Below are 23,335 nucleotides of genomic sequence, written 5' to 3' on the forward strand. Positions count from 1 at the left end.
ACGTGTAGCCATGAGCCTTATTCCTACGATCGGTCTGCCGAAAGGCCGCGCCGGCCAGTTCATTGTCGATGGCGTCGCCGACGGCTACGAAGCCTTTGCGCTGGTGCAGGCTGCGCGCGAGATCGCACCGGACAAGCCGGTGCTGTTCGTGGCCCGCGACGGCCAGCGCCTGCCGGCGATCGTCGAGGCGCTTGCCTTTGCCGCGCCGGGCCTGCCGGTGCTGGAACTGCCGGCTTGGGATTGCCTGCCTTACGACCGTGTCTCGCCCGGCGCCGATGCCGCCGCAAGGCGGCTCGATGCACTGGCTGCAATGATTGCGCTGGTGAAGAAGCCGCACCGCGCCGTCGTCCTCACCACCGCGAATGCGCTGTTGCAACGCATTCCGCCGGCTGAACTCGTCGAGGCGCAGACCTTCCACGCCAAACCGGGCAACCAGATAGACATGAACGTGCTGGTGTCGCGGCTGGAGAATTCCGGCTTCGAGCGAGTGCCGACGGTGCGCGGTATCGGCGAATTCGCGGTGCGCGGCGGCATTCTCGATCTCTTCGCGCCCGGCTGGACTGAGGCGCTGCGCCTCGATTTCTTCGGCGATACGCTGGAATCGATCCGCGTCTTCGATACCGCAACACAGCGCACCACCGGCCAGCGCAAGTCGATGGCGCTACAGGCGATGAGCGAGGTGGCGCTGACGCCAGAGACGATCAGCCGCTTCCGCCGCGCCTACATCGAAGCCTTTGGCGCGCCCTCGCGCGACGATGGGCTCTATGCGGCGGTCAGCGAGGGCAGGCGGTTTGCCGGCATGGAGCACTGGCTGCCGTTCTTCTATGAGCGGCTGGAAACCGTGTTCGATTACCTGCCGGATGCGCCCGTGGTGTTTGATCATCTGGCGCATGAGGCACTGGCCGAGCGCCATGCGCTGATCCTCGATCATTATGAGGCGCGCAAAAAACAGGCCGACGGCGCCTTGAAGGATGCCGTGCCCTACAAGCCGGTGTCGCCGGATTTGCTTTATCTGTCGCCCGAGAACCTGATTGCTTCGCTTGGCCCGCGCGAAGCGATAGACTTCACGTCCTTCGATGCGCCCGATGCCGGTGCGAAAAAGGTGCTCCATGCCGGCGCGCGCCATGGTCGCAGCTTCGTCGAGGAGCGCGCCGACCCTAACGCCAACGTCTTCGACGTCGTCGTAAAACACATTTCCGACGAGCGCGCTGTAGGCCGCCGTGTCATCGTCGCCGGCTGGACTGAAGGTTCGCTCGACCGGCTCGGCCAAATCCTGGCCGAGCATCATCTTGGCAATCTGAGGCCGGTGGCGACGCTTGCCGAAGCCGAAAAGCTTGAGCCAGGGCAAGCGGGACTGGCCGTGCTGCCGCTCGAATCCGGCTTCGAGACGGAGAAACTGATCGTCGTCGCCGAGCAGGACATTCTCGGCGACCGACTGATCCGGCGCTCGAAGCGCAAGAAGCGCGCGTCCGACTTCATCGCAGAGGCTTCGGCATTGTCCTCAGGCGATATCGTCGTCCATGCCGACCATGGCATTGGCCGCTTCATCGGGCTGCGCACCATCGAGGCGCTCGGTGCGCCGCACGATTGCCTCGAAATCCACTATGCCGGCGACGATCGGCTGTTCTTGCCGGTGGAAAACATCGAGTTGCTGTCGCGCTATGGCTCGGATTCGGCCGAGGCGACACTCGACAAGCTTGGCGGCGGCGCCTGGCAATCGCGCAAGGCACGGCTGAAGAAACGCCTGCTCGACATGGCCGGGCAGCTGATCCGCATCGCCGCCGAGCGACAAATGCGGGCCGCACCGGCGCTGCTGCCGGCGGAAGGCCTCTATGGCGAGTTTGCAGCGCGTTTCCCCTATGAGGAAACCGACGACCAGCAAACGGCGATCGATTCGGTCAGGGATGATCTGGGCGCAGGAAAGCCGATGGACCGGCTGATCTGCGGCGATGTCGGCTTCGGGAAGACCGAAGTCGCGCTTCGTGCTGCCTTCATCGCGGCGATGGAAGGCTTTCAGGTCGCGGTGGTGGTGCCGACGACATTGTTGTCGCGCCAGCATTTCAAGACCTTCTCGCAGCGCTTCTCCGGCCTGCCGATCCGCGTCGCCCAGGCCTCGCGGCTAGTCGGCGCCAAGGAACTGGCCGAGGCCAAGAAGGGCGTCGCCGAAGGCCAAGTCGACATTGTCATCGGCACGCACGCACTGCTCGGCTCCTCGATCTCGTTCAAGAATCTCGGCCTGCTGATCATCGACGAGGAGCAGCATTTCGGCGTCAAGCACAAGGAGCGGCTGAAGGATCTCAAGACCGACGTCCACGTTCTGACGCTGTCTGCGACGCCGATCCCGCGAACGCTGCAGCTTGCCTTGACCGGGGTGCGTGAGCTGTCGCTGATCGCCACGCCGCCGGTCGATCGCATGGCCGTGCGTACCTTCATCTCCCCCTTCGATCCGCTGGTCATCCGCGAGACGCTGCTGCGCGAGCGCTACCGTGGCGGCCATTCTTTCTATGTCGTACCGCGCATCAGCGATCTCGCGGAAATCCATGATTTCCTGCGCGAATCCGTGCCTGAGCTGAAAGTTGCCGTGGCCCATGGTCAGATGCCGCCCGGCGAACTCGACGACATCATGAACGCCTTCTATGACGGCCAGTACGATGTGCTTTTGTCGACCACAATCGTCGAATCCGGCCTCGATATTCCGACTGCCAATACGCTGATCGTACACCGCGCCGATATGTTCGGCCTGTCTCAGCTCTATCAGCTGCGCGGGCGCGTCGGCCGCTCTAAGGTGCGCGCCTACGCGCTGTTCACGCTGCCCGCCAACCGCAAGCTCACCGATACAGCCGAGCGCCGGCTGAAAGTGCTGCAGTCGCTCGATACGCTAGGCGCCGGTTTCCAGCTGGCCAGCCACGACCTCGACATTCGCGGCGCCGGCAATCTGCTTGGCGAAGAGCAGTCGGGCCACATCAAGGAGGTCGGCTTCGAGCTCTACCAGCAGATGCTGGAGGAGGCAGTTGCCGAAGTGAAGGATTCCGGCGAGGTGCAGGACGGCGGCTGGTCGCCGCAGATCGCCGTCGGCACGGCGGTGATGATCCCGGAAAGCTATGTCCCGGATCTGCAGCTCAGGCTGGCGCTCTATCGCCGCCTTGGCGATCTCGAAAACACTGAAGAGATCGACGCTTTTGGCGCCGAGCTTATCGACCGTTTCGGGCCGCTGCCGGAAGAGGTGAAGCATTTATTGAAGATCGTCTTCATCAAGGCACTTTGCCGCAAGGCCAATGTCGAAAAACTCGATGCCGGACCGAAAGGCGTCGTCATCCATTTCCGCAAGCGCGAATTCCCCAATCCGGTCGGGCTGGTCAAACTCATCGGCGAACAGGGTTCGCTGGCCAAGATCCGGCCGGACCAGAGCGTCGTCTTCAGCCGCGACTGGCCGACGCCCGAAAAGCGGCTGGCAGGCTCAGCGGTTGTCATGACGCAGCTGGCACGGCTGGTGGAGAAGGCTGCGTAGCAAGGTATCGCTGGTGCTCTGGACCATGACGGCGCTGGTACTTTCGCCCCGCCGTGCCATTCGCCAGCGCTGAGATTCCGGTCTAGAATAGGAATTCGGCTTCGTGTATGCAGCCGCGACCCCATATGGGCCGGATTGGCGGGCGATGGCGTCCGCGTGAAAGAGCGTTAGGTGCTTCGATGACGAAATGGTCGCCGAATTCGTGGAGAGCTAAGCCGATCCAGCAGGTTCCTGCCTATCCGGACCTTGCCGCGCTGAGGAACACGGAAGCCCAGCTCGCCACCTTTCCGCCGCTGGTTTTTGCAGGTGAGGCACGCAAGCTGAAGAAGCAGCTTGCAGCCGTCGCTGCCGGTGACGCATTCCTTCTGCAGGGCGGCGATTGCGCCGAGAGCTTCGCCGAACATGGCGCGGACAACATCCGCGACTTCTTCCGCGTCTTCCTGCAGATGTCGGTGGTACTGACCTTCGCCGGCGCTCAACCGGTGGTGAAGGTCGGCCGTGTCGCCGGCCAGTTCGCCAAGCCGCGCTCGTCCGACAATGAGACCAAGGGCGGTGTGACGCTGCCCAGCTATCGCGGCGACATCATCAACGGCATCGAGTTCGATGCCAAGTCGCGTATTCCCGATCCTGCAAGACAGGAGATGGCGTACCGCCAGTCGGCGGCGACGCTCAACCTTTTGCGTGCGTTCGCCCAGGGCGGCTACGCCAGCCTGGAGAACGTGCATCAATGGATGCTCGGGTTCGTCTCCGACAGCCCGCAGGGCGAGAAATACGAATCGCTCGCCAACCGCATCACCGAGACGATGGACTTCATGAAGGCCGTCGGCATCACCTCGGAGACCAATTATGCGCTGCGCGAGACCGATTTCTATACCAGCCATGAGGCGCTGCTGCTCGGTTATGAAGAGGCGCTGACTCGCGTCGATTCGACCTCGGGCGACTGGTACGCCACCTCTGGCCACATGATCTGGATCGGCGATCGCACGCGCCAACCCGACCATGCGCATGTCGAATATTGCCGTGGCATCAAGAACCCGCTGGGGCTGAAATGCGGGCCGTCGCTGACGCCCGACGGCCTGTTGCAGCTCATCGATCTGCTCAATCCGGAGAACGAGCCCGGCCGGCTGACGCTGATCGCTCGTTTCGGCTCCGATAAGGTCGCCGACCATCTGCCGAAGCTGGTGCGAGCGGTACAGAAGGAAGGCCGCAGTGTGGTGTGGTCTTCCGACCCGATGCATGGCAATACGATCGAGGCCGCCGGCTACAAGACACGGCCGTTCGACCGCATCCTGAAGGAGGTGCAGACGTTCTTCGAGGTGCACCGCGCCGAAGGCACGCATCCCGGCGGCATTCACATCGAGATGACAGGCAAGAACGTCACCGAATGCACCGGTGGTGCCCGCGCCATCACCGCCGAAGAATTGCAGGATCGCTACCACACCCATTGCGATCCGCGCCTCAACGCCGACCAGGCGATCGAGTTGGCGTTCCTGGTGTCCGATCTGCTCAAGAAGAGCCATCCGGTCCAGCACAAGCAGGCCGTCAACGGCTGATTAGAACGTATTCGATCATCGAGGTGGTCAGCGAAACGCGTCCGGCCGGTGTCGCATTTGCTCGTGCCTAACGCACGCAAAACTGGAATCCTGCGAAGCGACGGCAATTGCATCGGGAGGCCGATATGGCTGACAGTCACACCGGATCATGCTTGTGCGGGGCAGTGCGGTTCCAGACACGAGGACCGCTGCGCGGTGTTATCTACTGCCATTGCTCGCAGTGCCGGAAGCAGAGCGGGCATTTTTATGCTGCAACCAATGTTGCCGACCCCGACATCACAATCACGGGCGCGGACAGCATCACCTGGTACGAGGCATCTTCGTTTGCCAGACGGGGTTTCTGCAAGATATGCGGCTCGCTGCTGTTCTGGAAGCCGACGGATGATGGCTATGTTTCAGTCCTGGCCGGGCTGTTCGACGCGCCAACCGGACTTCAAGGGGAATGTCACATCTTCGTCGGCGACAAGGGCGACTATTACGCGGTCGACGACGGGCTGCCGCAGTTCGAGAAGTCAACGCCGTCGATCAAGGTGGCAGGCGACTGATTTTTGAAGAGGTCGCCTTATTCCCTTGGTCCAGCCATTGCGCTAATCCCCTGCCGGTGATTCCGAAGGGTTTTGGCATGCAGCGGCTGATCGACGCTTTTTACAACTCGGTGCGGGCGTTTCGCAAACTGGCCGCCAGCGAGGAGGCCTTCCAGCTCGAGCTGACGCTGCTTGTGCTTGCCTTGCCGCTCGGCTGGTTCCTTTCGGAATCGTGGCGCGGCTATGCGCTGCTGATCGGCGCGGTGCTGCTCATGATCATGATCGAGGTGCTGAACACCGGCATCGAGGCGGCATGCGACGCGTTCAGCCGTGAATTCAACATCGATATCCAACTGGCCAAGGATTGCGGTTCGCTGGCGGTGCTGATTTCGGTGGTAATCGCTGCAGGCGTCTGGGGCGTCGCGATCGTCGAGCGGATCCTCGGGGTACCGATCTGACGTTTCAGACACTACATGCCGTCACTGCATTTCTCGTTTTGACCATGATCTCTTCCGAAAAACCGGTACCACTTTTCGGGATCATGGTCTGAGGGGACCGACATGGCCAATACCGCCGGATTTCTGCTGCTTGAACGTGAGGGCCTGCCGGACGATCTGTGCTGGCTGGCCGAAAAATATCCGCGCGAGATCTGGCAGGCGCATGCCAACATTCACGGCGTGGCCAATATGTGGCTGCGGCGGCACGATATGTTCCGCGAGCTTGGCGACATGCTCACCAGTGGTATCGGCGATTATCGAGAAGGTAGGCTGAACGCGCCGGAATTCGCGCGCTGGTTCGCGCCGCGCCTCAACCATTTCCTCGGCAATCTCGACGGCCATCACAATGTCGAGGACCATCATTATTTCCCGGTCTTCGCCAGGGCCGAGACCCGTCTGAAGCGCGGCTTCGAGATTCTCGATGCCGATCACCACACAATCCATGAGGGACTGGAGCGCAATGCCGAGGCGGCAAATGCCTTCATCCGCACGCTTCAGGAGAGCGAGGTCAAGCAGCGCTTCGCCGCCGACACCTATGCCGACGAGAACAGCCGGCTGATCGCCATGCTGACCAGGCATCTTGCCGACGAGGAAGACCTGATCATCCCGCTGATCCTGGAAAAGGGTGACCGTGCGCTCGGCATAGATTGACGATCAGCTTCCCTTGCGAAGCTCCTTCTTGGCGAGGAAGTGCGACGCCAGCCAGCCGAGGATAGCCACAACGAGGCCGATTGCCAGAGCGATCAGCAGCCGCTCGTGGCGGGCCAGCGCCTGGCCGACGATGCGCTCGGCACCCAGCCCGAACACATAACCGACCGTGCAGAACAGCGCCGCCCAGACCACCGATGAGATGGCGTTGAGGATGGCGAAACGCGCCGCGGCGATGCCGGACAGCCCCGCCGCGATACCACCGACCAGGCGCAGGCCATAGATGTAGCGGTTCGACAGCACGAAGATGTTGGGATGAGAGGTGACGAGACGATAGGCGTGGCTGAAGCCCGGCCGGGCACGGAGCCTGATCACGAATTTATGGTCGGCGAAGCTCCGCCCCAAGATGAAGAAGAACGTGTCGCCACCGAAGGCGCCGAGCGCTGCCGCGAGGAAAGCCTGCCACAGGACGAAGACATGCTGATGCGCGAAGAAACCGCCAAGGATGGCGGCGCTTTCGCCCTCGGCCACGCAGCCCAGGAAAACCGCGACCAACCCATATTGCTCAATGAGACGATGGATGGCTTCCGTCATGAAGACGTTCGCTGCTTCGACAGAATGTCGTCGATGCGCTTCACCTGCTCGGCCAGCCGGGCGATCTCGTCTCGCATGCCGATGATCTGGCTGTGGCGCAGTTCGTCGAGCTTTTCGTGTAACGCCATGATCTCGATCTCGGCCTTGAGATTAACCTCATAGTCGTGGGCGGCGTCGATTCGATCGCGCTCGGTCTGGCGGTTCTGCGCCATCATGATCACTGGCGCCTGCAGGGCGGCAACCATGGAAAGCACGAGATTGAGGAAGATGAATGGATAGGGATCGAAGGCCGCGCTCGACAAGAGCCAGACATTGCCTGCCGTCCACAGGATCAGGAAGCCAATGAATGCCAGGATGAAGGACCACGAGCCGCCGATCCGGGCGATGGTGTCGGCCAGGCGATCTCCAAACGTCTGGTGAAAGGCGACGGCCTTGTTGGTGTCCTTGGAGATCGTGGTGCGCTCGAGCGTAGATTGCAGTACCCGGCTTTCGAGCGCGCTGAGGCCGTCCGGCTTTCGCTTCAGCCAGCGGCTTGCCAGGTCCTCGATCGTTTTGTTCATCGTCGCCTCCGTCGTCAGCGATGAGGTAGAAGCTGCCGGTTCATACGGGAAGTGGTAGATTGACGCGATGGGATCAGGAAACAATGGTGGATTTTCAGAAAATTCGCGCCCGTGCAGCAAAACGCAAAGGCGGTGAGGCAGCCCTTACGTCGCTGCTGGGTCCAATGCCTGACAATGCCGCGGTGGCAAAGATTGCGGATGACCGGATCCTGTCGACCATGGCTGAGCGGGTCTTTGCCGCCGGCTTCGTCTGGCGCGTCATCGAGCAGAAATGGCCGGGTTTCGAGGAAGCATTTCTTGGCTTCGAGCCGAAGCGGCTGCTGTTCCAGCCTGACGATTTCTGGCACGATCTCACCGCCGACAAGCGCATCGTGCGCAATCCGCAGAAGATCAAATCCGTACGCGACAACGCGGCCTTCGTCGAGCGTGTGTCGAAGGAGCACGGCAGCTTCGGCAAGTTCCTGGCCGATTGGCCGGCGGATGACCAGGTCGGGTTGATGGCCTATCTCGGCAAGCACGGCAGCCGGCTCGGCGGCAATACCGGTCAGTATTTTCTGCGCTGGCTGGAGTGGGACGCTTTTGTTGTCTCGGCCGATATGGCGGCCGCACTGCGCGATGCCGGATTCGACATTGCGGAGAGCCCGACGTCGAAGAGGGATTTGGGCAGGATCCAGGCGCAGATCAACGCCTGGGCGGCGGAAACCGGGCTGCCGCACCGACACATTTCACGCATTCTGGCAATGTCGATCGGCGAGAACCATCCGCCGGAAGCCTTGCGCGAATATATGGGCGAATAGGATCGATTGTTTGGTCCAAACGAACGCCATTGCCCGACGAATTTTGCCGCGCTAAACCCACGGGCATGACAGACAGGACCGCTCCAGACATATTGCGCATCGCCGTCGCCCAGCTCAATCCGACGGTCGGCGACGTCGCCGGCAATCTCGCCAAGGCGCGCGAGGCGAGGGCGGATGCCGCCCGCCAAGGCGCCGACCTCGTGCTGTTCACCGAGCTTTTCCTTGCCGGCTATCCGCCTGAGGATCTGGTGCTGAAGCCGGCATTCCTGAAGGCGTGCGAGCGGGCGGCGGAGGATTTCGCCGGCGATACCGCCGACGGCGGCCCGGGCTTCATCATCGGCACGCCGTTGAAGCGCAAGACCGGCACGCACAATTCGATCATCTTTGCTGATGGCGGCAAAATCCTTGCCGAACGCTACAAGCTCGATCTGCCGAATTATGGTGAGTTCGACGAGAAGCGCGTCTTCCAGGCCGGCCCCGAGATCCAGGGGCCGGTCAATTTCCGCGGCGTGCGCGTGGGAGTGCCGATCTGCGAAGACATCTGGGGCGAAGTTGCCGTCTGCGAGACGCTGGCCGAAAGCGGCGCCGAAATCCTGCTGGTGCCGAACGGCTCGCCCTACTATCGCGGCAAGGTCGATGTCCGCCACCAGATCGTCATCCGCCAGGTCATCGAATGCGGACTGCCGATCATCTATGCCAACCAGCTTGGCGGCCAGGACGAACTGGTCTTCGACGGCGCATCGTTTGCCATCGGTTCTGACAAGACGCTGGCCTTCCAGATGAGCCAGTTCGAGGAGACGGTCAACGTCACCACCTGGAAGCGAAAGAATGACATCTGGGTCTGCTCTGACGGACCGATGTCGAAAATCCCTGAAAAGGAGGAGGCCGACTATCGCGCCTGCATGTTGGGCTTGCGCGACTACGTCAACAAGAACGGCTTCAAGAATGTCGTGCTTGGCCTTTCCGGCGGCATCGATTCGGCGATCTGCGCGGCACTTGCCGTCGATGCGCTGGGCGAGGAGCGGCTGCGCGCCGTGATGATGCCTTACCGCTACACTTCGAAGGACTCGCTCAAGGACGCCGAGGACTGCGCCCGCGCGCTCGGCTGCCGCTACGATATCGTGCCGATCTTCGAGCCGGTCGAGGGCTTCCTGCACACACTGACGCAGCTTTTCGAGGGCACCAAGGAAGGCATCACCGAGGAAAACCTGCAGAGCCGGGCCCGTGGCACCATCCTGATGGCGATTTCCAACAAGTTCGGCTCGATGGTGGTCACTACCGGCAACAAGAGCGAGATGTCGGTCGGCTACGCCACGCTCTATGGCGACATGAATGGCGGCTTCAACCCGATAAAGGACCTCTACAAGATGCAGGTCTATGCGTTATCGCGCTGGCGCAACGCGCATGTGCCGCCGGGCGCGCTAGGCCCGTCCGGCGAGGTGATCCCGAATAATATCATCGACAAGGCGCCCTCGGCGGAACTGCGAGAGAACCAGACCGACCAGGATTCGCTGCCGCCCTATCCGGTGCTCGATGACATATTGGAGTGCCTGGTCGAGAACGAGATGGGCGTCGACGAGATCGTTGCACGCGGCCATGACCGGGCGACGGTGACGCGCGTCGAGCACCTGCTTTATGTCGCCGAATACAAGCGCCGGCAGGCGGCGCCCGGCGTGAAGATCACCAGGAAGAATTTTGGCCGCGACCGCCGCTATCCCATTACCAACCGGTTCAGGGATGGCGGGTAGGCGATTGGCTGCATAACGGTTTAGCCATGGCCAACTTTGAGATCAGCTTTGACATGTCGCAGATCGACTTCCGGGCGACGTCCGACATCTTGAAGGAGAGCTATTGGGGCAGCGGCCGCAGCGATGAACTGCACCGCCGCGCCTTTGCCAATTCACTGTGCGTCGGCGCCTATGTCGGCGGCAATCAGGTCGGCTTTGGTCGGGCGATCACCGACCGTACGGTATTTGCCTATCTCGCCGACATCATTGTCTGGCCCGGGTATCGCGGGCAAGGCATCGGAACCCGGCTTGTCCAGGCGCTTATCGATCATCCCGATTGCAAGACTGTCACGCATTGGAGCCTGTCGACCAACGGCGCCCATGCGGTTTACGAGAAGCTCGGCTTCAGGCCTTCCACCGACGGCCGCTATATGCGCCTCGACCGTATGCCGGCAATTTGAACAGACGCGGCGTACAACCGGCCGTTGTTGCAAAATCGTCTCACTGCTTGGACCAGATGCGCTTTGGGCTATCTACTGACTTGGCGCGGCGTTGAGGCGTCTCTATAAACGCCTCTCCGCGATTCCCCTTCAGGAGGAACCGAATGCCAGGATTTGAGATCGTTATGCGAGGCCGCGAAGCCTAGGTCTTGGTCAGTGCGCCGCGACATAGCCTCGCGGCAAGGCTGAACCCAAGGCAGGTATTTTGCCGCTGCCGGTCGCCGCCCTCTACAGGGCCGCCAAATACGCCAAACCTCCGCATCTCCGGGCGCCAAACGGCGCCAACGCGGTTTTTCAATTTCTACTTTCGTGGGATCGGGCTCGTTTGTGCCCGAATGACATCATGGCTCGTTTTCGAATAGATTTGCGCGCGGGCGCCTTTCGCAGCGTTCTTGGCTTCACGCTCAGCCATTGGCGGCGTCAGCCGTGGCGGCTTGCCGGCATTATGGGCACGTTCCTGCTGTCGACCTTGGCCGACGTGCTGACGCCGCTCTATTCCGGCCGGCTGGTGGATGCCGTCGCCAGCAGTGCTGCGGCCGACGATGTTGCGTGGAACGCGGCGATGGCGGCCTTTTCGATGCTGGTTGCCCTGGCGCTCACCGGTGTCGTGCTGCGCAATCTCGCCTTCATGGCCATTGTCGAGCTGACGTTGAAGATGATGGCGGATATCGCCGCCGACGCCTTCCACCGCGTACAGCGCTTCTCCACCGATTGGCACGCCAACAGCTTCGCCGGATCGACGGTGCGCAAGATAACGCGCGGCATGTGGGCGCTCGACCTGCTCAACGACACGATCCTGATCGCGCTGCTGCCATCGGTCGTCATGCTCGTCGGCTCGACGCTGCTGCTTGGCTGGTTCTGGCCGCTGATGGGTGCTGTCGTCGCCACCGGTTCGGTTCTGTTCATCGCGGTGACGACGATGCTGTCGCTTGGCTATGTCGCGCCTGCGGCAAGGCTTGCCAATGCGTGGGATACACGGCTTGGCGGCTCGCTGGCCGATGCGGTGAGCTGCAACGCCGTGGTCAAGGGTTTTGGCGCCGAGGAACGCGAGGAGACGCGGCTTGCCGAGGTCGTCGCCAAATGGCGCGGTCGCACGCGCCGCACCTGGATGCGCGGCACCGTCAACGGCACCACGCAAGGAACGATGCTGCTGCTTTTGAGGGCAGCTGTCATCGGCTTCTCCCTGCTTTTGTGGTCGTGGGGGCAGGCGAGCGCCGGCGATGTCGCCTTCGTGCTGACCTCATTCTTCGTGCTGCAAGGCTATCTGCGCGACATCGGCACGCATATCCGCAATCTGCAGCGCTCGATCAACGACATGGAGGAACTGGTCGACTTCCAGTCCGAACCACTCGGCATCGAGGATCGGCCCGGAGCCAAACCGATCCGGATCACCGATGGCCGTATCACCTTCGACAATGTAACGTTCCATTATGGCAGCCACCGCCTGCCGCTCTATCGCGACTTTTCGGTGGATATCGCGCCGGGCGAACGGGTTGGGTTGGTTGGCCATTCGGGCTCCGGCAAGACGACATTCGTCAAGCTGATCCAGCGCCTCTACGACGTGACTGCGGGCAATATCCTGATCGACGGCCAGGATATTGCCAAGGTGGCGCAGGCGTCGCTGCGCGCACAGATCGCAATCGTCCAGCAGGAGCCGATCCTGTTTCACCGGTCGCTGGCCGAAAACATCGCCTATGCCCGGCCGGCCGCCACGCAGGCCGAGATCGAGCAGGCGGCGCGGTTGGCCAGCGCGCATGACTTCATCGCCAATTTGCCGAAAGGCTATGGCACGCTGGTCGGCGAGCGCGGCGTAAAGCTGTCGGGCGGCGAGCGTCAGCGTGTTGCAATCGCACGCGCCTTCCTTGCCGATTCGCGCATTCTCATCCTGGATGAGGCAACGTCGAGCCTCGATTCGGAATCGGAGGTGCTGATCCAGCAGGCGATGGAGCGCTTGATGGTCGGCCGCACGACGCTGGTAATTGCCCACCGGCTGTCGACGGTGCGGGCGCTGGACAGGCTTTTGGTGTTCGATCGCGGCCGCATCGTCGAAGAGGGCTCGCATGACCAGCTGATCCGGCTGCAAGGCGGCATCTACCGCCGGCTGTTCGAACGCCAGGCGCTTGAACTGACCAAAGGCCTGGTGATCTGACGGTTGCGGCGCCCCACGTCTTGATATACGAGCGGCGCTGCAGTCTTTTCTTCGCCTTTGTCATGTTCTATGTCTGCCGCCGAGCGCGGGGGCGCGTCTTGTCAACAGCAAAACCATCCGGTACGCCCCCCTCATGACAGTTACCGTCCGTTTCGCCCCGTCACCGACCGGCCGCATCCATATCGGCAATGCGCGCACCGCTTTGTTCAATTGGCTGTTCGCCATCAAGAACAAAGGCCGCTTCATCCAGCGCTTCGACGACACCGACGTTGCCCGTTCGACGCAGGAGTTTTCCGACGCTATCCTGTATGACCTGCATTGGCTGGGCATCTTCCCCGACGCCACGGAGTACCAGTCGCGGCGCGTGGAAATCTACGATTCCGCACTGGAGAGGCTGAAGGAGGCGCGCCTCGTCTATGCTTGCTATGAGACGCCCGAAGAGCTCGACCTGAGGCGCAAGGTGCGCCGCACGCGTGGCCTGCCGCCAGTCTATGGCCGCGAGGCGTTGACGCTGACAGCTGAGCAGGTGGCGGAATATGAGGCCGATGGGCGGCGGCCGCACTGGCGCTTTCTGCTGCCCAACTTCACCGGTGATCCGCTGCAGCCGGAGCGCACCGAAATCCACTGGAACGACCTGGTGCGCGGCGAAGAAACCGTCGACCTCGCCTCGCTTTCAGACCCGGTTCTGCGGCGTGAGGACGGCACCTACCTCTATACATTGCCTTCGGTTGTCGACGACATCGACATGGGCGTCAGCCATGTCATTCGCGGCGACGACCACGTCACCAATACCGGCGTTCAGATAGCCCTGTTCCGAGCGCTTGGCGCGGAGCCGCCGGCGTTCGGCCACCACAATCTCCTGACAACGGCATCAGGCGAGGGACTTTCGAAGCGCACCGGCGCGCTGTCCATCCAGAGCCTGCGTGAGAGCGGCATCGAGCCGATGGCGGTGGCTTCGCTGGCGGTGCTCGTCGGTACCTCGGAAAACGTCATAGCGGTGCCGGCGATGGCCGAGCTGGCCGAGCGCTTCGATCCGGCTGCAACATCGAAATCCGCCGCCAAATTCGACCCGGACGAGCTCTTCGTGCTTAACCGCACGCTGCTGCACCACATGCCGTTTTCAGAGGCACGCGACCGGCTGATCGTGCTCGGCATCTCCGGCGAACAGGCCGAGCCTTTCTGGCTGGCGGTGCGCGGCAATCTCGACAGGCTGGCCGATGCGGCGATCTGGTGGCGTACGCTTCGAGACGGTCCAGAGGAGCCGGCGGAGTTTTCCGACGAGGACCGCGACTTTCTTCGCCAGGCATTCGAGCTGCTGCCGGAAGAGCCTTGGAACGGCACTGTCTGGAAGGACTGGACGGGCAAGATCCGAGCGGCGAGCGGCCGCAAGGGCAAGGCCCTGTTCATGCCGCTCAGGCTGGCGCTTACGGGACAGTCTTCCGGTCCGGAGCTTGCAGATCTGTTGCCGCTGCTGGGTCGGGAAGGAACGTTGGCCCGACGACCCTGACCTTGCGCTGCTCCGGCGGCGGCAGCGACGTCGGCGAGGGCACAGGTTTGGCGGCAAGCCGTCTGATCGCCTCACGGTTGAGGCCGCCTTGCGAATTGGCCAAGGTCTCCGGGTCGGCGCCCGGATCAGGCTTGGCAACCGGCAGCGGAATGAACGGGGTGGTCTCCACGCTCGCCTTGGATTGTGCCGGGGTTGGCGGGTTGCCGGCGATGATCTGGAAATTCTGCACGGCATTGCAGCCGCAGGTCGGCGGCCGGGGCGTGTCGGATTGCTTGTAAAGGTAGGCCGTCGACAGTTCGATATAAGGCCTGCCGGTCACTGAAGACGTCATCGACGCCGAATCGTCGTTCATGCCGCGCGTGTAGAAAACCTGCATCTCGGTGCCGGGGCAGCTCGATTCGCAGTTCTTCTGGTCGCGCTCGAAATCGCCCAGCGAGGCAGCATTCGACATCGGGAAGAAATAGCCGTCGCAGGTCCGCACGCACATGGTGCGGAATTCGCGTCGCGGCTGGCCCAACTCGTCGGCGTTGTTGAGGATGCTGCGGATGTTGCGCGGCTGACTTAGCTCTTCAGCCTGGTCGAGCTCTTCGGGCTGGTCGGGCGCACCAGGTTCACTGCCCAGAAGCTGGTCGAGCAGGCTTCGGTTGCCGTTTTCACGGCTGGCTTCGCGGTCAGGTGTGGGCGTCGACGCCGCATCATCGCGGCAGCCATTGGCGTCAAGCGAGGCCAATATGCGCGCGCGATCGCGTCGCGAACCACCGCCGGCAAGCTCACTGCGCTTGGCCTGCAAGGCGTCGAGATTGGCAGCCATGCGATCGATGGTGGCGTCGAGTGCCGCGCATGCGTTGGCGTTGCGGCGAGACAGCGAGAAGCCGCAGCCGGCGCTGCTGGACTGGCTGACGGCTTTTGAAATCTGCTGGCGCTGCCGGACGATCGCGTCGTCGTATTTCCTGAGCAGGCCCGGCTTGCCGCCGCCACCACGAGAAGCGGCGCCAAGATCGGCTTCAAGCTGGCGGCAGAGGCGCGAAGCGGCCTGCGACTGAGTGACGGCAATGCCGCACAGTAGCAGGACGCCGAGCAGCGCGGCTGCCCGCGTCAGCTTGCAATGTGCGCCCGTCATCCCTCCGGACCTCCACCTGCCTGTCATTCAGAACTACCGCGCTCGCGGTTAACCGTTCGTTTAGCATACCGCCGATTCCGGCTTCGGCTCAAATCGGCGATGGCTTGCGCCTGTGCGCGATCACGACGAGGGCTGTCATGCCGACCACCCCCCACGGCCTTTTCGGACAGAGCCAGTACCGCGACATCCTGGCGTTGCACGAAAAAGGCGTATTCGCCGAGAAGAATGCCTGGATTCAGTAATGCCCGGAGGCTTGGGATGACCTCGATTACCCGTCGAGCCGCGGTGCAATTTGGTCTTTTATGCCTGGCGATGCCGGTCGCCATGGCGCAGGAAAAGCTCGTCACGCCGGATTGGGGCACCAGATTGGTCGAAGCCGCTCGTGAGCAGATCGGCGTCACCACGCTCTACGATCCGACCTATACGCGCCTGGCCTATCCGGGCGGGGACGTTGAGCCAGAGCGGGGTGTGTGCACGGATGTCGTGATCCGTGCCTATCGCCGCGCCTTCGATCTCGACCTGCAAGAATTGGTGCATGAGGATATGCGGGTCAATTTCGCCGCCTATCCGAAGGCTTGGGGCTTGAAGGCGCCCGACCGCAACATCGACCACCGCCGTGTGCCTAATCTTGCGGTCTATTTCGAGCGGCGCGGTGCTGCCTTGCCCGTCAGCCAAGACCCCGCCGATTATCGGCCTGGGGATCTCGTCGCCCAGATGCTGCCCAGCAATCTGTCGCATATTGCCATCGTGTCGTCCAATCACTCCACTGTGGTGCCGACAAGAAGGCTGGTTATTCACAACATCGGCGGCGGCGCCAGAGAAGAGGACACTTTGTTTGCCTTCAGGCAGACAGGGCATTTCCGGTTCAAGCCAGTCTGAGAAGGCCCATCGCTAGCCCAGATCGACGATGGCTTGCGCCTTATGCGCGGCTTCGACCACTGCCAGTGCCGTCATGTTGACGACGCCGCGCGAGGTGACCGACGGTGTCAATATGTGCGCTGGGCTGTCGGTGCCGAGCAGGATCGGGCCGACATGCAGCGCGTCCATCATCGTGCGCAGCGCGGTCAGCGTGATGTTCGCCGAATCGAGATTGGGAAACACCAGCAGATTGGCTTCGCCCTTCAGCCGCGAATGCGGATAGACGCGTTGGCGCAGCTGCTCCGATAGTGCCGAGTCGGCATGCATCTCGCCGTCGCATTGCAGGTCGGGCGCGATGCGCGCCAGGATCGCCGCCGCCTGCCGCATCTTCATGGCGCTTGGCGAATCGCGGGAGCCGAAATCAGAATGCGACAGCAGCGCTGCCTTGGGCTCAATGCCGAAACGCTGAATTTCCTCGGCCGCCAAAACGGTCATTTCCGCAATTTCTTCGGCGGTCGGATCGACGGAGACATGGGTGTCGGTGAGGAAAATGATGCCGCGCTGCGAGATCAGCATGGACAGCGTCGACAGGTCGCGATCCCTAATGCCGGGGCGCGGCCCGATGATCAGCGTTACGTTGCGCAAATGGCGCTCGAAACGGCCTTCGAGCCCGCAGACCATGGCGTCGGCGTCGCCGCGCTTCAGGGCAAGGGCCGCGATCACCGTATTGTCGGTGCGCACCATGGTGCGCGCGGCTTCCGTCGTCACCCCACGCCGGCCGGCAAGCTCGATCAAAAGGTCGACATAGTGGCGGTAACGCGGATCGTCTTCCGGGTTGATCAAGCCGAAATCGACGCCCGGCTTGATGCGCAGCCCGTATCGTTTCAACCGCACCTCGATGACATGCGGGCGGCCGATCAGGATCGGTTCGGCAATGCCTTCCTCGAGCACGACCTGGGCGGCGCGAAGCACGCGCTCGTCCTCGCCGTCGGCATAGATGACGCGTTTGGCGCTCGACGTCTTGGCCATCGAGAACACCGGCTTCATGACCAGGCCGGAGCGGAAGACGAAGCGGTTCAGCTTGTCGATATAAGCGGCGAAATCGGTGATCGGCCGGGTCGCGACGCCGGTCTCGCAAGCTGCCTTGGCGACAGCAGGGGCAATGCGCAGGATCAGCCGCGGATCGAAAGGCGAGGGGATCAGGAACTCCGGACCAAAGATCGGCGTCTCGCCGGAATAGGCACGCGCGGCAACGTCGGACGGCTCTTCGCGGGCGAGCGCTGCAATCGCTCGCACAGCAGCCATCTTCATCTCTTCGTTGATGGCGCTTGCGCCGCAATCCAGCGCGCCACGGAAGATGTAAGGAAAACAGAGTACGTTATTGACTTGATTGGGGAAATCGGAGCGGCCGGTGCAGATCATCGCGTCGGGCCGCGCCGCCCGTGCTGCTTCCGGCATGATTTCGGGATTGGGATTGGCCAGCGCCAGGATCAGCGGCTTTGGCGCCATGTGGTGGAGTAATTCCGGCTTCAGCACGCCGGCGGCAGACAGGCCGAGAAACACGTCGGCGCCGGGCAGAACGTCGGCCAGCGTACGCGCCTCGGTGTCCTTCACATAAGGGTCTTTCCAGCGGTCCATCTCCTCGACGCGGCCCTTATGGGCGACGCCGAACCGGTCCGTGACCCAGATGTTTTCGACCCGCGCGCCGAGCGAGACCAGCAGGTTGAGGCAGGCAAGCGCCGCAGCACCAGCGCCCGACGTGACGATCTTGATGTCCGAGATGGACTTGCCGGCGAATTCCAGCCCGTTGAGCACGGCGGCGGCGACGATGATGGCGGTGCCGTGCTGGTCGTCATGGAAGACTGGTATGCCCATGCGGGCTTTCAACTGCTCCTCGACTTCGAAGCATTCGGGCGCCTTGATGTCTTCCAGGTTGATGCCGCCGAAGGTTGGTTCCAGCGCCGAGATCGTTTCGACCATGCGCTCGATGCCCGGTGCGTCGATCTCGATGTCGAAGACATCGATGCCGGCGAACTTCTTGAACAGCACCGCCTTGCCTTCCATCACCGGCTTGGAGGCGAGCGGACCGATATTCCCGAGGCCCAGCACCGCCGAACCGTTGGTGACAACTCCGACCAGATTGGCGCGGGCTGTATAGTCGGCGGCGGTTGCCGGGTCGTCGCGGATTTCAAGGCAGGGGGCGGCGACGCCCGGCGAATAGGCAAGCGCCAGGTCGCGCTGATTGCCCAGCGGCTTCGTCGCCTGGATTTCAAGCTTTCCGGGACGGGGGTGCTTATGGAAATAGAGCGCCGCTTCGTCGAGGTCGGATCGGGCCGCCTTCTTGCTTTCGCCTGTCATGACGGCCGCCTCCTCAGTTCAGTCCGTTTGGTGTTTTGAGTCTCTTAGCATGCAGCCGAGGCTTTTCGAGAGGTGATATGTCGCAAGCGCGAGCTTGCGGCTTGCACCCTGCCCTCCTGTGCGGTCTGCCATTGAGATGTTGGGGCGATAGGCGGGGTGCTGCGGCGAGGTACGCCGCCCAGTTCGAATGTCTTGTGGCGCTCGTCGCTCACAGAGGCCCCGCGGCGAAACAAGTCGACATTGCAGTTCTCCAAAATCCGTGAGATTCTTCGAAAAGTCGCACGAAATAGCGTGCGAACAACAAAGCGCCCCGACGTTTTCGGCGGACATCCAAACGCATCACAGATCGTGCCCCTGATTGTCGGTCGGACTGCTTAACCTGCCAAGGGAGGACGACAATGACTGTACGGCCAGACCCGACTTTCCACGCGACTGCCAAGCTCGCAATGCAGGCGCCAGTCGAAAATTTTGCCTACACTTTGATGTTGAGTCCCGACTTCTCTCAGCCAGATGGACTAGCCATAATTGACGTAAACCCGAAGTCGAAGGACTACGGCAAGGTCGTCAATAGCGTGACAATGCCGAACAAGGGCGACGAGTTTCACCATTTCGGCTGGAACGCGTGCTCTTCGGCCCTTTCGCCGCTGAATGGTCACCCGTTTCTCGAGCGCCGCTTTCTGATCATTCCCGGTATTCGATCTTCGCGCATTTACGTCATAGACACCAAGGGCGGACCGACCAAGGCCAAGATCCACAAGGTCATCGAGCCAGAAGAAGTGTTTGCCAAGACGGGCTATTCCAGGCCTCATACGATTCACTGCGGTCCGGAAGGTATTTATGTCTCGACGCTTGGGGGCGGTGGCCCTGACGGCACCGACGGACCTCCCGGCATCTTCGTCATGGATTGCCAGACGTTCGACGTCATCGGGCGCTACGAGATCGATCGCGGGCCGCAGGACAAGCAGTATGATTTCTGGTGGAACCTGCCACGCGACTACATGGTGTCGAGCGAGTGGGCCCTTCCGCCCCAGTTCGAGCAGGGCATCGTGCCTGAAGACCTCTTGTCGAACAAATATGGACACCGGGTGCATTTCTGGAATTTGCGCGAACGCAGGAACGTGCAGACCATCGATCTGGGCGCCAACCACCAGATGGCGCTGGAAGTCCGCCCCGCCCATGACCCGGTCAAGGAATACGGTTTCCTTGGAGTGGTCGTCGACACGACAAACCTCGAGGGATCGATCTGGACCTGGTGGCGCGAGGGCGGCAAATTCCACTGCGAAAAGACGGCGACCATCCCGCCCGAGGCAGCCGCCAAGGATGACCTGCCGCCATTGCTTCAGGGCTTCGAGGCGGTGCCGCCGCTAGTAACGGACATCGACCTGTCGCTCGATGACCGATTCCTGTACGTATCCTGCTGGGGCACCGGCGAGATGCGCCAATACGATGTGACCGATCCGATGAAGCCTAAGCTTGCAGGGTCCATCCATATTGGCGGCATCACGCGCAAGACCAAGCATCCCGGCGGCGGCGACTACAGGGGCGGACCGCAAATGGTCGAGATCAGCCGCGACGGCAAACGCGTTTACTGGACCAACTCCCTGTATTCGACTTGGGACGACCAGTTCTATCGCGATGGTATTCCGGCAGCCATGGTCAAGGCCAATGTCGGCGAGAACGGTGGAATCACCCTGGACAAGGACTTTTATGTCGAGTTCCCCGAGGGGTATCGCTCGCACCAGATTCGTCTGGAAGGCGGCGATTGCTCGACGGATTCGTTCTGCTATCCGTCGGTGTAACCGACTGCCCGGGTCAATGAAGCGATGAGCGAGTGGACGACGGCCGGTCTCTGGCTGGCCGTCGTCGCCAGCGGCATTTATCACGGCATCAATCCTGGCATGGGCTGGCCGTTGGCCGTTTCGGCCGGCCTTTTGGACAGACGTGCCGGCGAATTGTTTCGGGCGCTCGGCCTTTTGGCAATAGGCCACTTTGTGGCGATGATCGGTATCCTGCTGCCCTTCGGCGCGATGCTGACGCTCATCGTCTGGGAACGACAGATTCGCATCGCGGCGGGGTTGATTGTGATCGCAGCCGGGATCTATCTCCTGATCAACCGGCGCCACCCGCGTGTTCTTGCCCGTATCCCGCCGGCGCAATTGGCCTTGTGGTCCTTCGCGGCCGCCACCGCGCATGGCGCCGGACTGATGCTGGTGCCGATTTATCTCGGCCTGTGCCAGGCAGGCGATCTCGATGTTGGACACCAGGCGGCTACCACGCTCATGGCCGGTAATCTGATCACCGCCACCGCCGTCTCCGTGGTCCATACGGCCGCGATGATTGTAAGTGGCGGTGTTATCGCCATTGCCGTCTATCGATGGCTCGGACCCAAGTTCATCTCACAAAGCTGGTTCAATCTCGACACTGTGTGGGCCGTGAGCCTGATCCTGGTGGGCGGAATTGGGATCGCGAGTATCGGATTCGCTCGCTAGGTTGCATCCATTGGCAAAGGAATTCTCCCTTCTGCGAATGTCAGGAAAGGTCAGATCGCATCATGCGGCGCTCGCACCCAACAACCGCAAAGGGTCGTTCTTCCGCCGTCCAGAGGGTAACCAAGCGTTTGGATTTCTACCACTAGAACGCGCTGACGTAGAGGCCGCCGTCGACCGGTATGTTCTGCCCGGTCAGGTAGCCGGCATGGACCGAGCACAGGAAGGCGCAGATCTGGCCGAACTCCTCCGGCGTGCCGAGCCGTTTGGCCGGAACATTGGCTGCTGCTTGCGCCTTGCGCGCGGCAGCGGCCGCCGGATCCTCGACACTGCCGGGTTCATGCGGGCCGCGCAGCCGGTCGGTGTCTAGTTTTCCCGGCAGCATGTTGTTGATCGTCACATTGCGGTCGATCACCGTCCGCGCGACGCCGGCGAGGAACGAGGTGAGGCCGGCGCGGGCGCCGGACGACAGGTCGAGGCCGGGGATAGGCACATAGACGGACAGTGAGGTGATGTTGACGATGCGGCCGAAGCCGCGCGCCGCCATGCCGTCGATCACGGCCTGAACCAGTTCGACAGGGGTTACCATGTTCTGGGTGACGCCCTCGAGGATCTTTTCGCGGTCGAGCGCACGGAAATCGCGAAACGGCGGACCGCCATTGTTGTTGACGAGGATGTCGGGATCGGGGCAGGCGGCAAGCAGCGCCTGCTGGACATCGGGCTTGGATATGTCGCCGACGATCTCGGTCACCTTGACGCCGAATTTCTCCCGCAGTTCAGCGGCGGTTTTGGCCAGCACGTCGGCGCTGCGGCCATTGACGACCAGATCGCAGCCTGCCTCCGCCAGTGCCATGGCGCAGCCCCGTCCCAAGCCTTTGCTCGAAGCACAGACGATGGCCTTCTTGCCGCGAATGCCGAGATCCATGGTGATTTTCTCCTCTGATTGCCGCGGCAACCTATCCGGATGGCTGGACCAATCGCAACCGTCATACGGTTGTTGCATGAATCGGGGCATAGCCTCACGCGAAAGCAACGGTGACAAATGATGTCCGGCGCAGAGCCCCGCACTTTCCGCAGCATGTTCATCTCCGACGTCCATCTCGGATCGAAAGCGGCGAAGGCCGAGTTCCTGATCGATTTCCTGCGCCATCACGATGCCGATATCATCTATCTCGTCGGCGACATCGTCGACGGCTGGCGCTTGAGACGAAGCTGGCATTGGCCGCAGAGCCACAATGACGTCGTCCAGAAATTGCTGCGCAAGGCGCGCAAGGGCGCCAGCATCACCTACATCGCCGGCAATCACGACGAGTTCGCGCGCCAGTTCCAGGGCGTGCATTTCGGCGGCATTGTCGTCGCCGACCGCGCCATCCACGAGACTGCCGATGGCAAACGCCTTCTTGTCATTCATGGCGACCAGTTCGACACCGTCGTCCACAATGCGCGCTGGCTCGCCTATCTCGGCGATTACGCCTATGACGCGGCGATGCTGGTCAACCGCGTCATCACGCGCCTGCGCCAGGTGCTCGGCCTGCCTTACTGGTCGTTCTCGTCCTGGGCCAAGGTCAAGGTCAAGAAGGCGGTGAATTTCATCGGCTCGTTCCAGACCGTGCTGACCGAGGAGGCGCGCCGCTCGCACGTCGACGGCGTCATCTGCGGGCACATCCACCACGCCGCGATCGAAAGCTACGAGGACGTGCAGTACATCAACACCGGCGACTGGGTGGAGAGCTGCACGGCGGTGGTCGAGCATTTTGACGGCCGGATGGAGATCCTGCACTGGGCGCATGTCCTGCCGGAGACTCCGGTCGGCGGCGAGGTGCTCGTGCCGATCGACATCAAGGGCAGGGCAGTCCAGGCGGCTTGACCAAAACCCGGCCCCCCTCGCTTCAATCGGTTAGTCCAGCGGTTTCATCGACTTTTTCGCCGTGTTATGCAGCGGCAGGTGT

At 62.2% G+C, this 23,335-nt stretch carries 19 protein-coding genes; 14 read left to right on the forward strand and 5 right to left on the reverse strand.

What is annotated here, in order from left to right; all coding sequences use genetic code 11:
• Positions 1-10: 10 nt before the first annotated feature.
• From mfd to NKH83_RS20210, 5 genes are all read left to right on the forward strand, one after another.
• Positions 11-3,508 (forward strand): transcription-repair coupling factor, encoded by a 3,498-nt coding sequence (gene mfd / locus NKH83_RS20190; RefSeq protein ID WP_352806908.1) that lies wholly within the window; start codon positions 11-13, stop codon positions 3,506-3,508.
• Between the two features lie 179 nt (positions 3,509-3,687).
• Positions 3,688-5,061, forward strand: a complete 1,374-nt coding sequence (locus NKH83_RS20195; protein WP_254820158.1) for a class II 3-deoxy-7-phosphoheptulonate synthase — start codon at positions 3,688-3,690, stop codon at positions 5,059-5,061.
• A 125-nt stretch (positions 5,062-5,186) separates the two neighbouring features.
• Positions 5,187-5,606: a GFA family protein gene (locus tag NKH83_RS20200; RefSeq protein WP_352806910.1), complete on the forward strand. Its 420-nt coding sequence runs from the start codon at positions 5,187-5,189 to the stop codon at positions 5,604-5,606.
• 77 nt (positions 5,607-5,683) lie between these two features.
• On the forward strand, positions 5,684-6,043 hold the full coding sequence (locus NKH83_RS20205; RefSeq protein ID WP_254820160.1) for a diacylglycerol kinase: 360 nt from the start codon (positions 5,684-5,686) through the stop codon (positions 6,041-6,043).
• A gap of 102 nt (positions 6,044-6,145) precedes the next feature.
• Positions 6,146-6,733 (forward strand): hemerythrin domain-containing protein, encoded by a 588-nt coding sequence (locus NKH83_RS20210; protein ID WP_352806913.1) that lies wholly within the window; start codon positions 6,146-6,148, stop codon positions 6,731-6,733.
• 3 nt (positions 6,734-6,736) lie between these two features.
• Here NKH83_RS20210 and NKH83_RS20215 read toward each other — a convergent pair whose 3' ends face one another.
• Together NKH83_RS20215 and NKH83_RS20220 are read right to left on the reverse strand one after the other, a co-directional pair.
• Positions 6,737-7,324 (reverse strand): DedA family protein, encoded by a 588-nt coding sequence (locus NKH83_RS20215; protein ID WP_352636793.1) that lies wholly within the window; start codon positions 7,322-7,324, stop codon positions 6,737-6,739.
• Positions 7,321-7,884 (reverse strand): DUF1003 domain-containing protein, encoded by a 564-nt coding sequence (locus tag NKH83_RS20220; RefSeq protein WP_254820163.1) that lies wholly within the window; start codon positions 7,882-7,884, stop codon positions 7,321-7,323. Before NKH83_RS20220 ends, NKH83_RS20215 begins: the two co-directional genes overlap by 4 nt.
• An 83-nt stretch (positions 7,885-7,967) precedes the next feature.
• Between NKH83_RS20220 and NKH83_RS20225 the strand changes: the two genes are divergently transcribed.
• The 5 genes from NKH83_RS20225 (at position 7,968) to gltX (ending at position 14,564) form a co-directional block, all read left to right on the forward strand.
• On the forward strand, positions 7,968-8,681 hold the full coding sequence (locus NKH83_RS20225; RefSeq protein WP_352806917.1) for a DNA-3-methyladenine glycosylase I: 714 nt from the start codon (positions 7,968-7,970) through the stop codon (positions 8,679-8,681).
• 65 nt (positions 8,682-8,746) lie between these two features.
• A complete protein-coding gene (locus tag NKH83_RS20230; RefSeq protein WP_352806920.1) occupies positions 8,747-10,429 on the forward strand; it encodes an NAD+ synthase in 1,683 nt (560 codons plus the stop codon).
• Positions 10,430-10,455: 26 nt separating this feature from the next.
• The gene (locus NKH83_RS20235; RefSeq protein WP_352806923.1) at positions 10,456-10,869 is read left to right on the forward strand and encodes a GNAT family N-acetyltransferase; all 414 of its coding nucleotides are present in this window, start codon (positions 10,456-10,458) and stop codon (positions 10,867-10,869) included.
• Positions 10,870-11,251: 382 nt separating this feature from the next.
• Positions 11,252-13,057, forward strand: a complete 1,806-nt coding sequence (locus NKH83_RS20240; RefSeq protein WP_352806926.1) for an ABC transporter ATP-binding protein — start codon at positions 11,252-11,254, stop codon at positions 13,055-13,057.
• A gap of 133 nt (positions 13,058-13,190) precedes the next feature.
• Positions 13,191-14,564: a glutamate--tRNA ligase gene (gltX, locus tag NKH83_RS20245; RefSeq protein ID WP_352806928.1), complete on the forward strand. Its 1,374-nt coding sequence runs from the start codon at positions 13,191-13,193 to the stop codon at positions 14,562-14,564.
• Here gltX and NKH83_RS20250 read toward each other — a convergent pair.
• Positions 14,482-15,684 (reverse strand): DUF2865 domain-containing protein, encoded by a 1,203-nt coding sequence (locus NKH83_RS20250; RefSeq protein WP_352806931.1) that lies wholly within the window; start codon positions 15,682-15,684, stop codon positions 14,482-14,484. The two genes, gltX and NKH83_RS20250, sit on opposite strands and share 83 nt — an antisense overlap.
• Positions 15,685-15,942: 258 nt before the next feature.
• Between NKH83_RS20250 and NKH83_RS20255 the strand changes: the two genes are divergently transcribed.
• A complete protein-coding gene (locus NKH83_RS20255) occupies positions 15,943-16,563 on the forward strand; it encodes a DUF1287 domain-containing protein (RefSeq protein WP_352806933.1) in 621 nt (206 codons plus the stop codon).
• Positions 16,564-16,575: 12 nt separating this feature from the next.
• Here the strand turns inward: NKH83_RS20255 and NKH83_RS20260 are convergent, their stop codons facing one another.
• Positions 16,576-18,900, reverse strand: coding sequence for an NADP-dependent malic enzyme (locus NKH83_RS20260; RefSeq protein WP_254820171.1), 2,325 nt, complete (start codon positions 18,898-18,900; stop codon positions 16,576-16,578).
• Positions 18,901-19,298: 398 nt separating this feature from the next.
• On the opposite strand from NKH83_RS20260, the gene NKH83_RS20265 reads away from it, so the two are divergent.
• Positions 19,299-20,699, forward strand: a complete 1,401-nt coding sequence (locus NKH83_RS20265; RefSeq protein WP_352806937.1) for a selenium-binding protein SBP56-related protein — start codon at positions 19,299-19,301, stop codon at positions 20,697-20,699.
• 24 nt (positions 20,700-20,723) lie between these two features.
• Positions 20,724-21,389 (forward strand): hypothetical protein, encoded by a 666-nt coding sequence (locus NKH83_RS20270; RefSeq protein WP_352806940.1) that lies wholly within the window; start codon positions 20,724-20,726, stop codon positions 21,387-21,389.
• Between the two features lie 142 nt (positions 21,390-21,531).
• On the opposite strand, the gene NKH83_RS20275 is transcribed toward NKH83_RS20270, so the two are convergent.
• Complete coding sequence (locus NKH83_RS20275) at positions 21,532-22,311, reverse strand: SDR family oxidoreductase (protein ID WP_352806943.1); 780 nt, start codon at positions 22,309-22,311, stop codon at positions 21,532-21,534.
• A 120-nt stretch (positions 22,312-22,431) separates the two neighbouring features.
• On the opposite strand from NKH83_RS20275, the gene NKH83_RS20280 reads away from it, so the two are divergent.
• A complete protein-coding gene (locus NKH83_RS20280) occupies positions 22,432-23,253 on the forward strand; it encodes a UDP-2,3-diacylglucosamine diphosphatase (RefSeq protein ID WP_352645534.1) in 822 nt (273 codons plus the stop codon).
• The last annotated feature ends 82 nt before the right edge of the window (positions 23,254-23,335 follow it).

Origin of the sequence: Mesorhizobium sp. M0909 (assembly GCF_040319515.1) — a bacterium.
Classification (GTDB): domain Bacteria; phylum Pseudomonadota; class Alphaproteobacteria; order Rhizobiales; family Rhizobiaceae; genus Mesorhizobium.

Excerpts from the sequence above, each read along its gene's own strand:
- mfd (WP_352806908.1), top strand. The coding sequence starts at position 11 with ATGAGCCTTATTCCTACGATCGGTCTGCCGAAAGGCCGCGCCGGCCAG.
- NKH83_RS20195 (WP_254820158.1), top strand. The coding sequence starts at position 3,688 with ATGACGAAATGGTCGCCGAATTCGTGGAGAGCTAAGCCGATCCAGCAG.
- NKH83_RS20200 (WP_352806910.1), top strand. The coding sequence starts at position 5,187 with ATGGCTGACAGTCACACCGGATCATGCTTGTGCGGGGCAGTGCGGTTC.
- NKH83_RS20205 (WP_254820160.1), top strand. The coding sequence starts at position 5,684 with ATGCAGCGGCTGATCGACGCTTTTTACAACTCGGTGCGGGCGTTTCGC.
- NKH83_RS20210 (WP_352806913.1), top strand. The coding sequence starts at position 6,146 with ATGGCCAATACCGCCGGATTTCTGCTGCTTGAACGTGAGGGCCTGCCG.
- NKH83_RS20215 (WP_352636793.1), bottom strand. The coding sequence starts at position 7,324 with ATGACGGAAGCCATCCATCGTCTCATTGAGCAATATGGGTTGGTCGCG.
- NKH83_RS20220 (WP_254820163.1), bottom strand. The coding sequence starts at position 7,884 with ATGAACAAAACGATCGAGGACCTGGCAAGCCGCTGGCTGAAGCGAAAG.
- NKH83_RS20225 (WP_352806917.1), top strand. The coding sequence starts at position 7,968 with ATGGTGGATTTTCAGAAAATTCGCGCCCGTGCAGCAAAACGCAAAGGC.
- NKH83_RS20230 (WP_352806920.1), top strand. The coding sequence starts at position 8,747 with ATGACAGACAGGACCGCTCCAGACATATTGCGCATCGCCGTCGCCCAG.
- NKH83_RS20235 (WP_352806923.1), top strand. The coding sequence starts at position 10,456 with ATGGCCAACTTTGAGATCAGCTTTGACATGTCGCAGATCGACTTCCGG.
- NKH83_RS20240 (WP_352806926.1), top strand. The coding sequence starts at position 11,252 with ATGGCTCGTTTTCGAATAGATTTGCGCGCGGGCGCCTTTCGCAGCGTT.
- gltX (WP_352806928.1), top strand. The coding sequence starts at position 13,191 with ATGACAGTTACCGTCCGTTTCGCCCCGTCACCGACCGGCCGCATCCAT.
- NKH83_RS20250 (WP_352806931.1), bottom strand. The coding sequence starts at position 15,684 with ATGACGGGCGCACATTGCAAGCTGACGCGGGCAGCCGCGCTGCTCGGC.
- NKH83_RS20255 (WP_352806933.1), top strand. The coding sequence starts at position 15,943 with ATGACCTCGATTACCCGTCGAGCCGCGGTGCAATTTGGTCTTTTATGC.
- NKH83_RS20260 (WP_254820171.1), bottom strand. The coding sequence starts at position 18,900 with ATGACAGGCGAAAGCAAGAAGGCGGCCCGATCCGACCTCGACGAAGCG.
- NKH83_RS20265 (WP_352806937.1), top strand. The coding sequence starts at position 19,299 with ATGACTGTACGGCCAGACCCGACTTTCCACGCGACTGCCAAGCTCGCA.
- NKH83_RS20270 (WP_352806940.1), top strand. The coding sequence starts at position 20,724 with ATGAGCGAGTGGACGACGGCCGGTCTCTGGCTGGCCGTCGTCGCCAGC.
- NKH83_RS20275 (WP_352806943.1), bottom strand. The coding sequence starts at position 22,311 with ATGGATCTCGGCATTCGCGGCAAGAAGGCCATCGTCTGTGCTTCGAGC.
- NKH83_RS20280 (WP_352645534.1), top strand. The coding sequence starts at position 22,432 with ATGTCCGGCGCAGAGCCCCGCACTTTCCGCAGCATGTTCATCTCCGAC.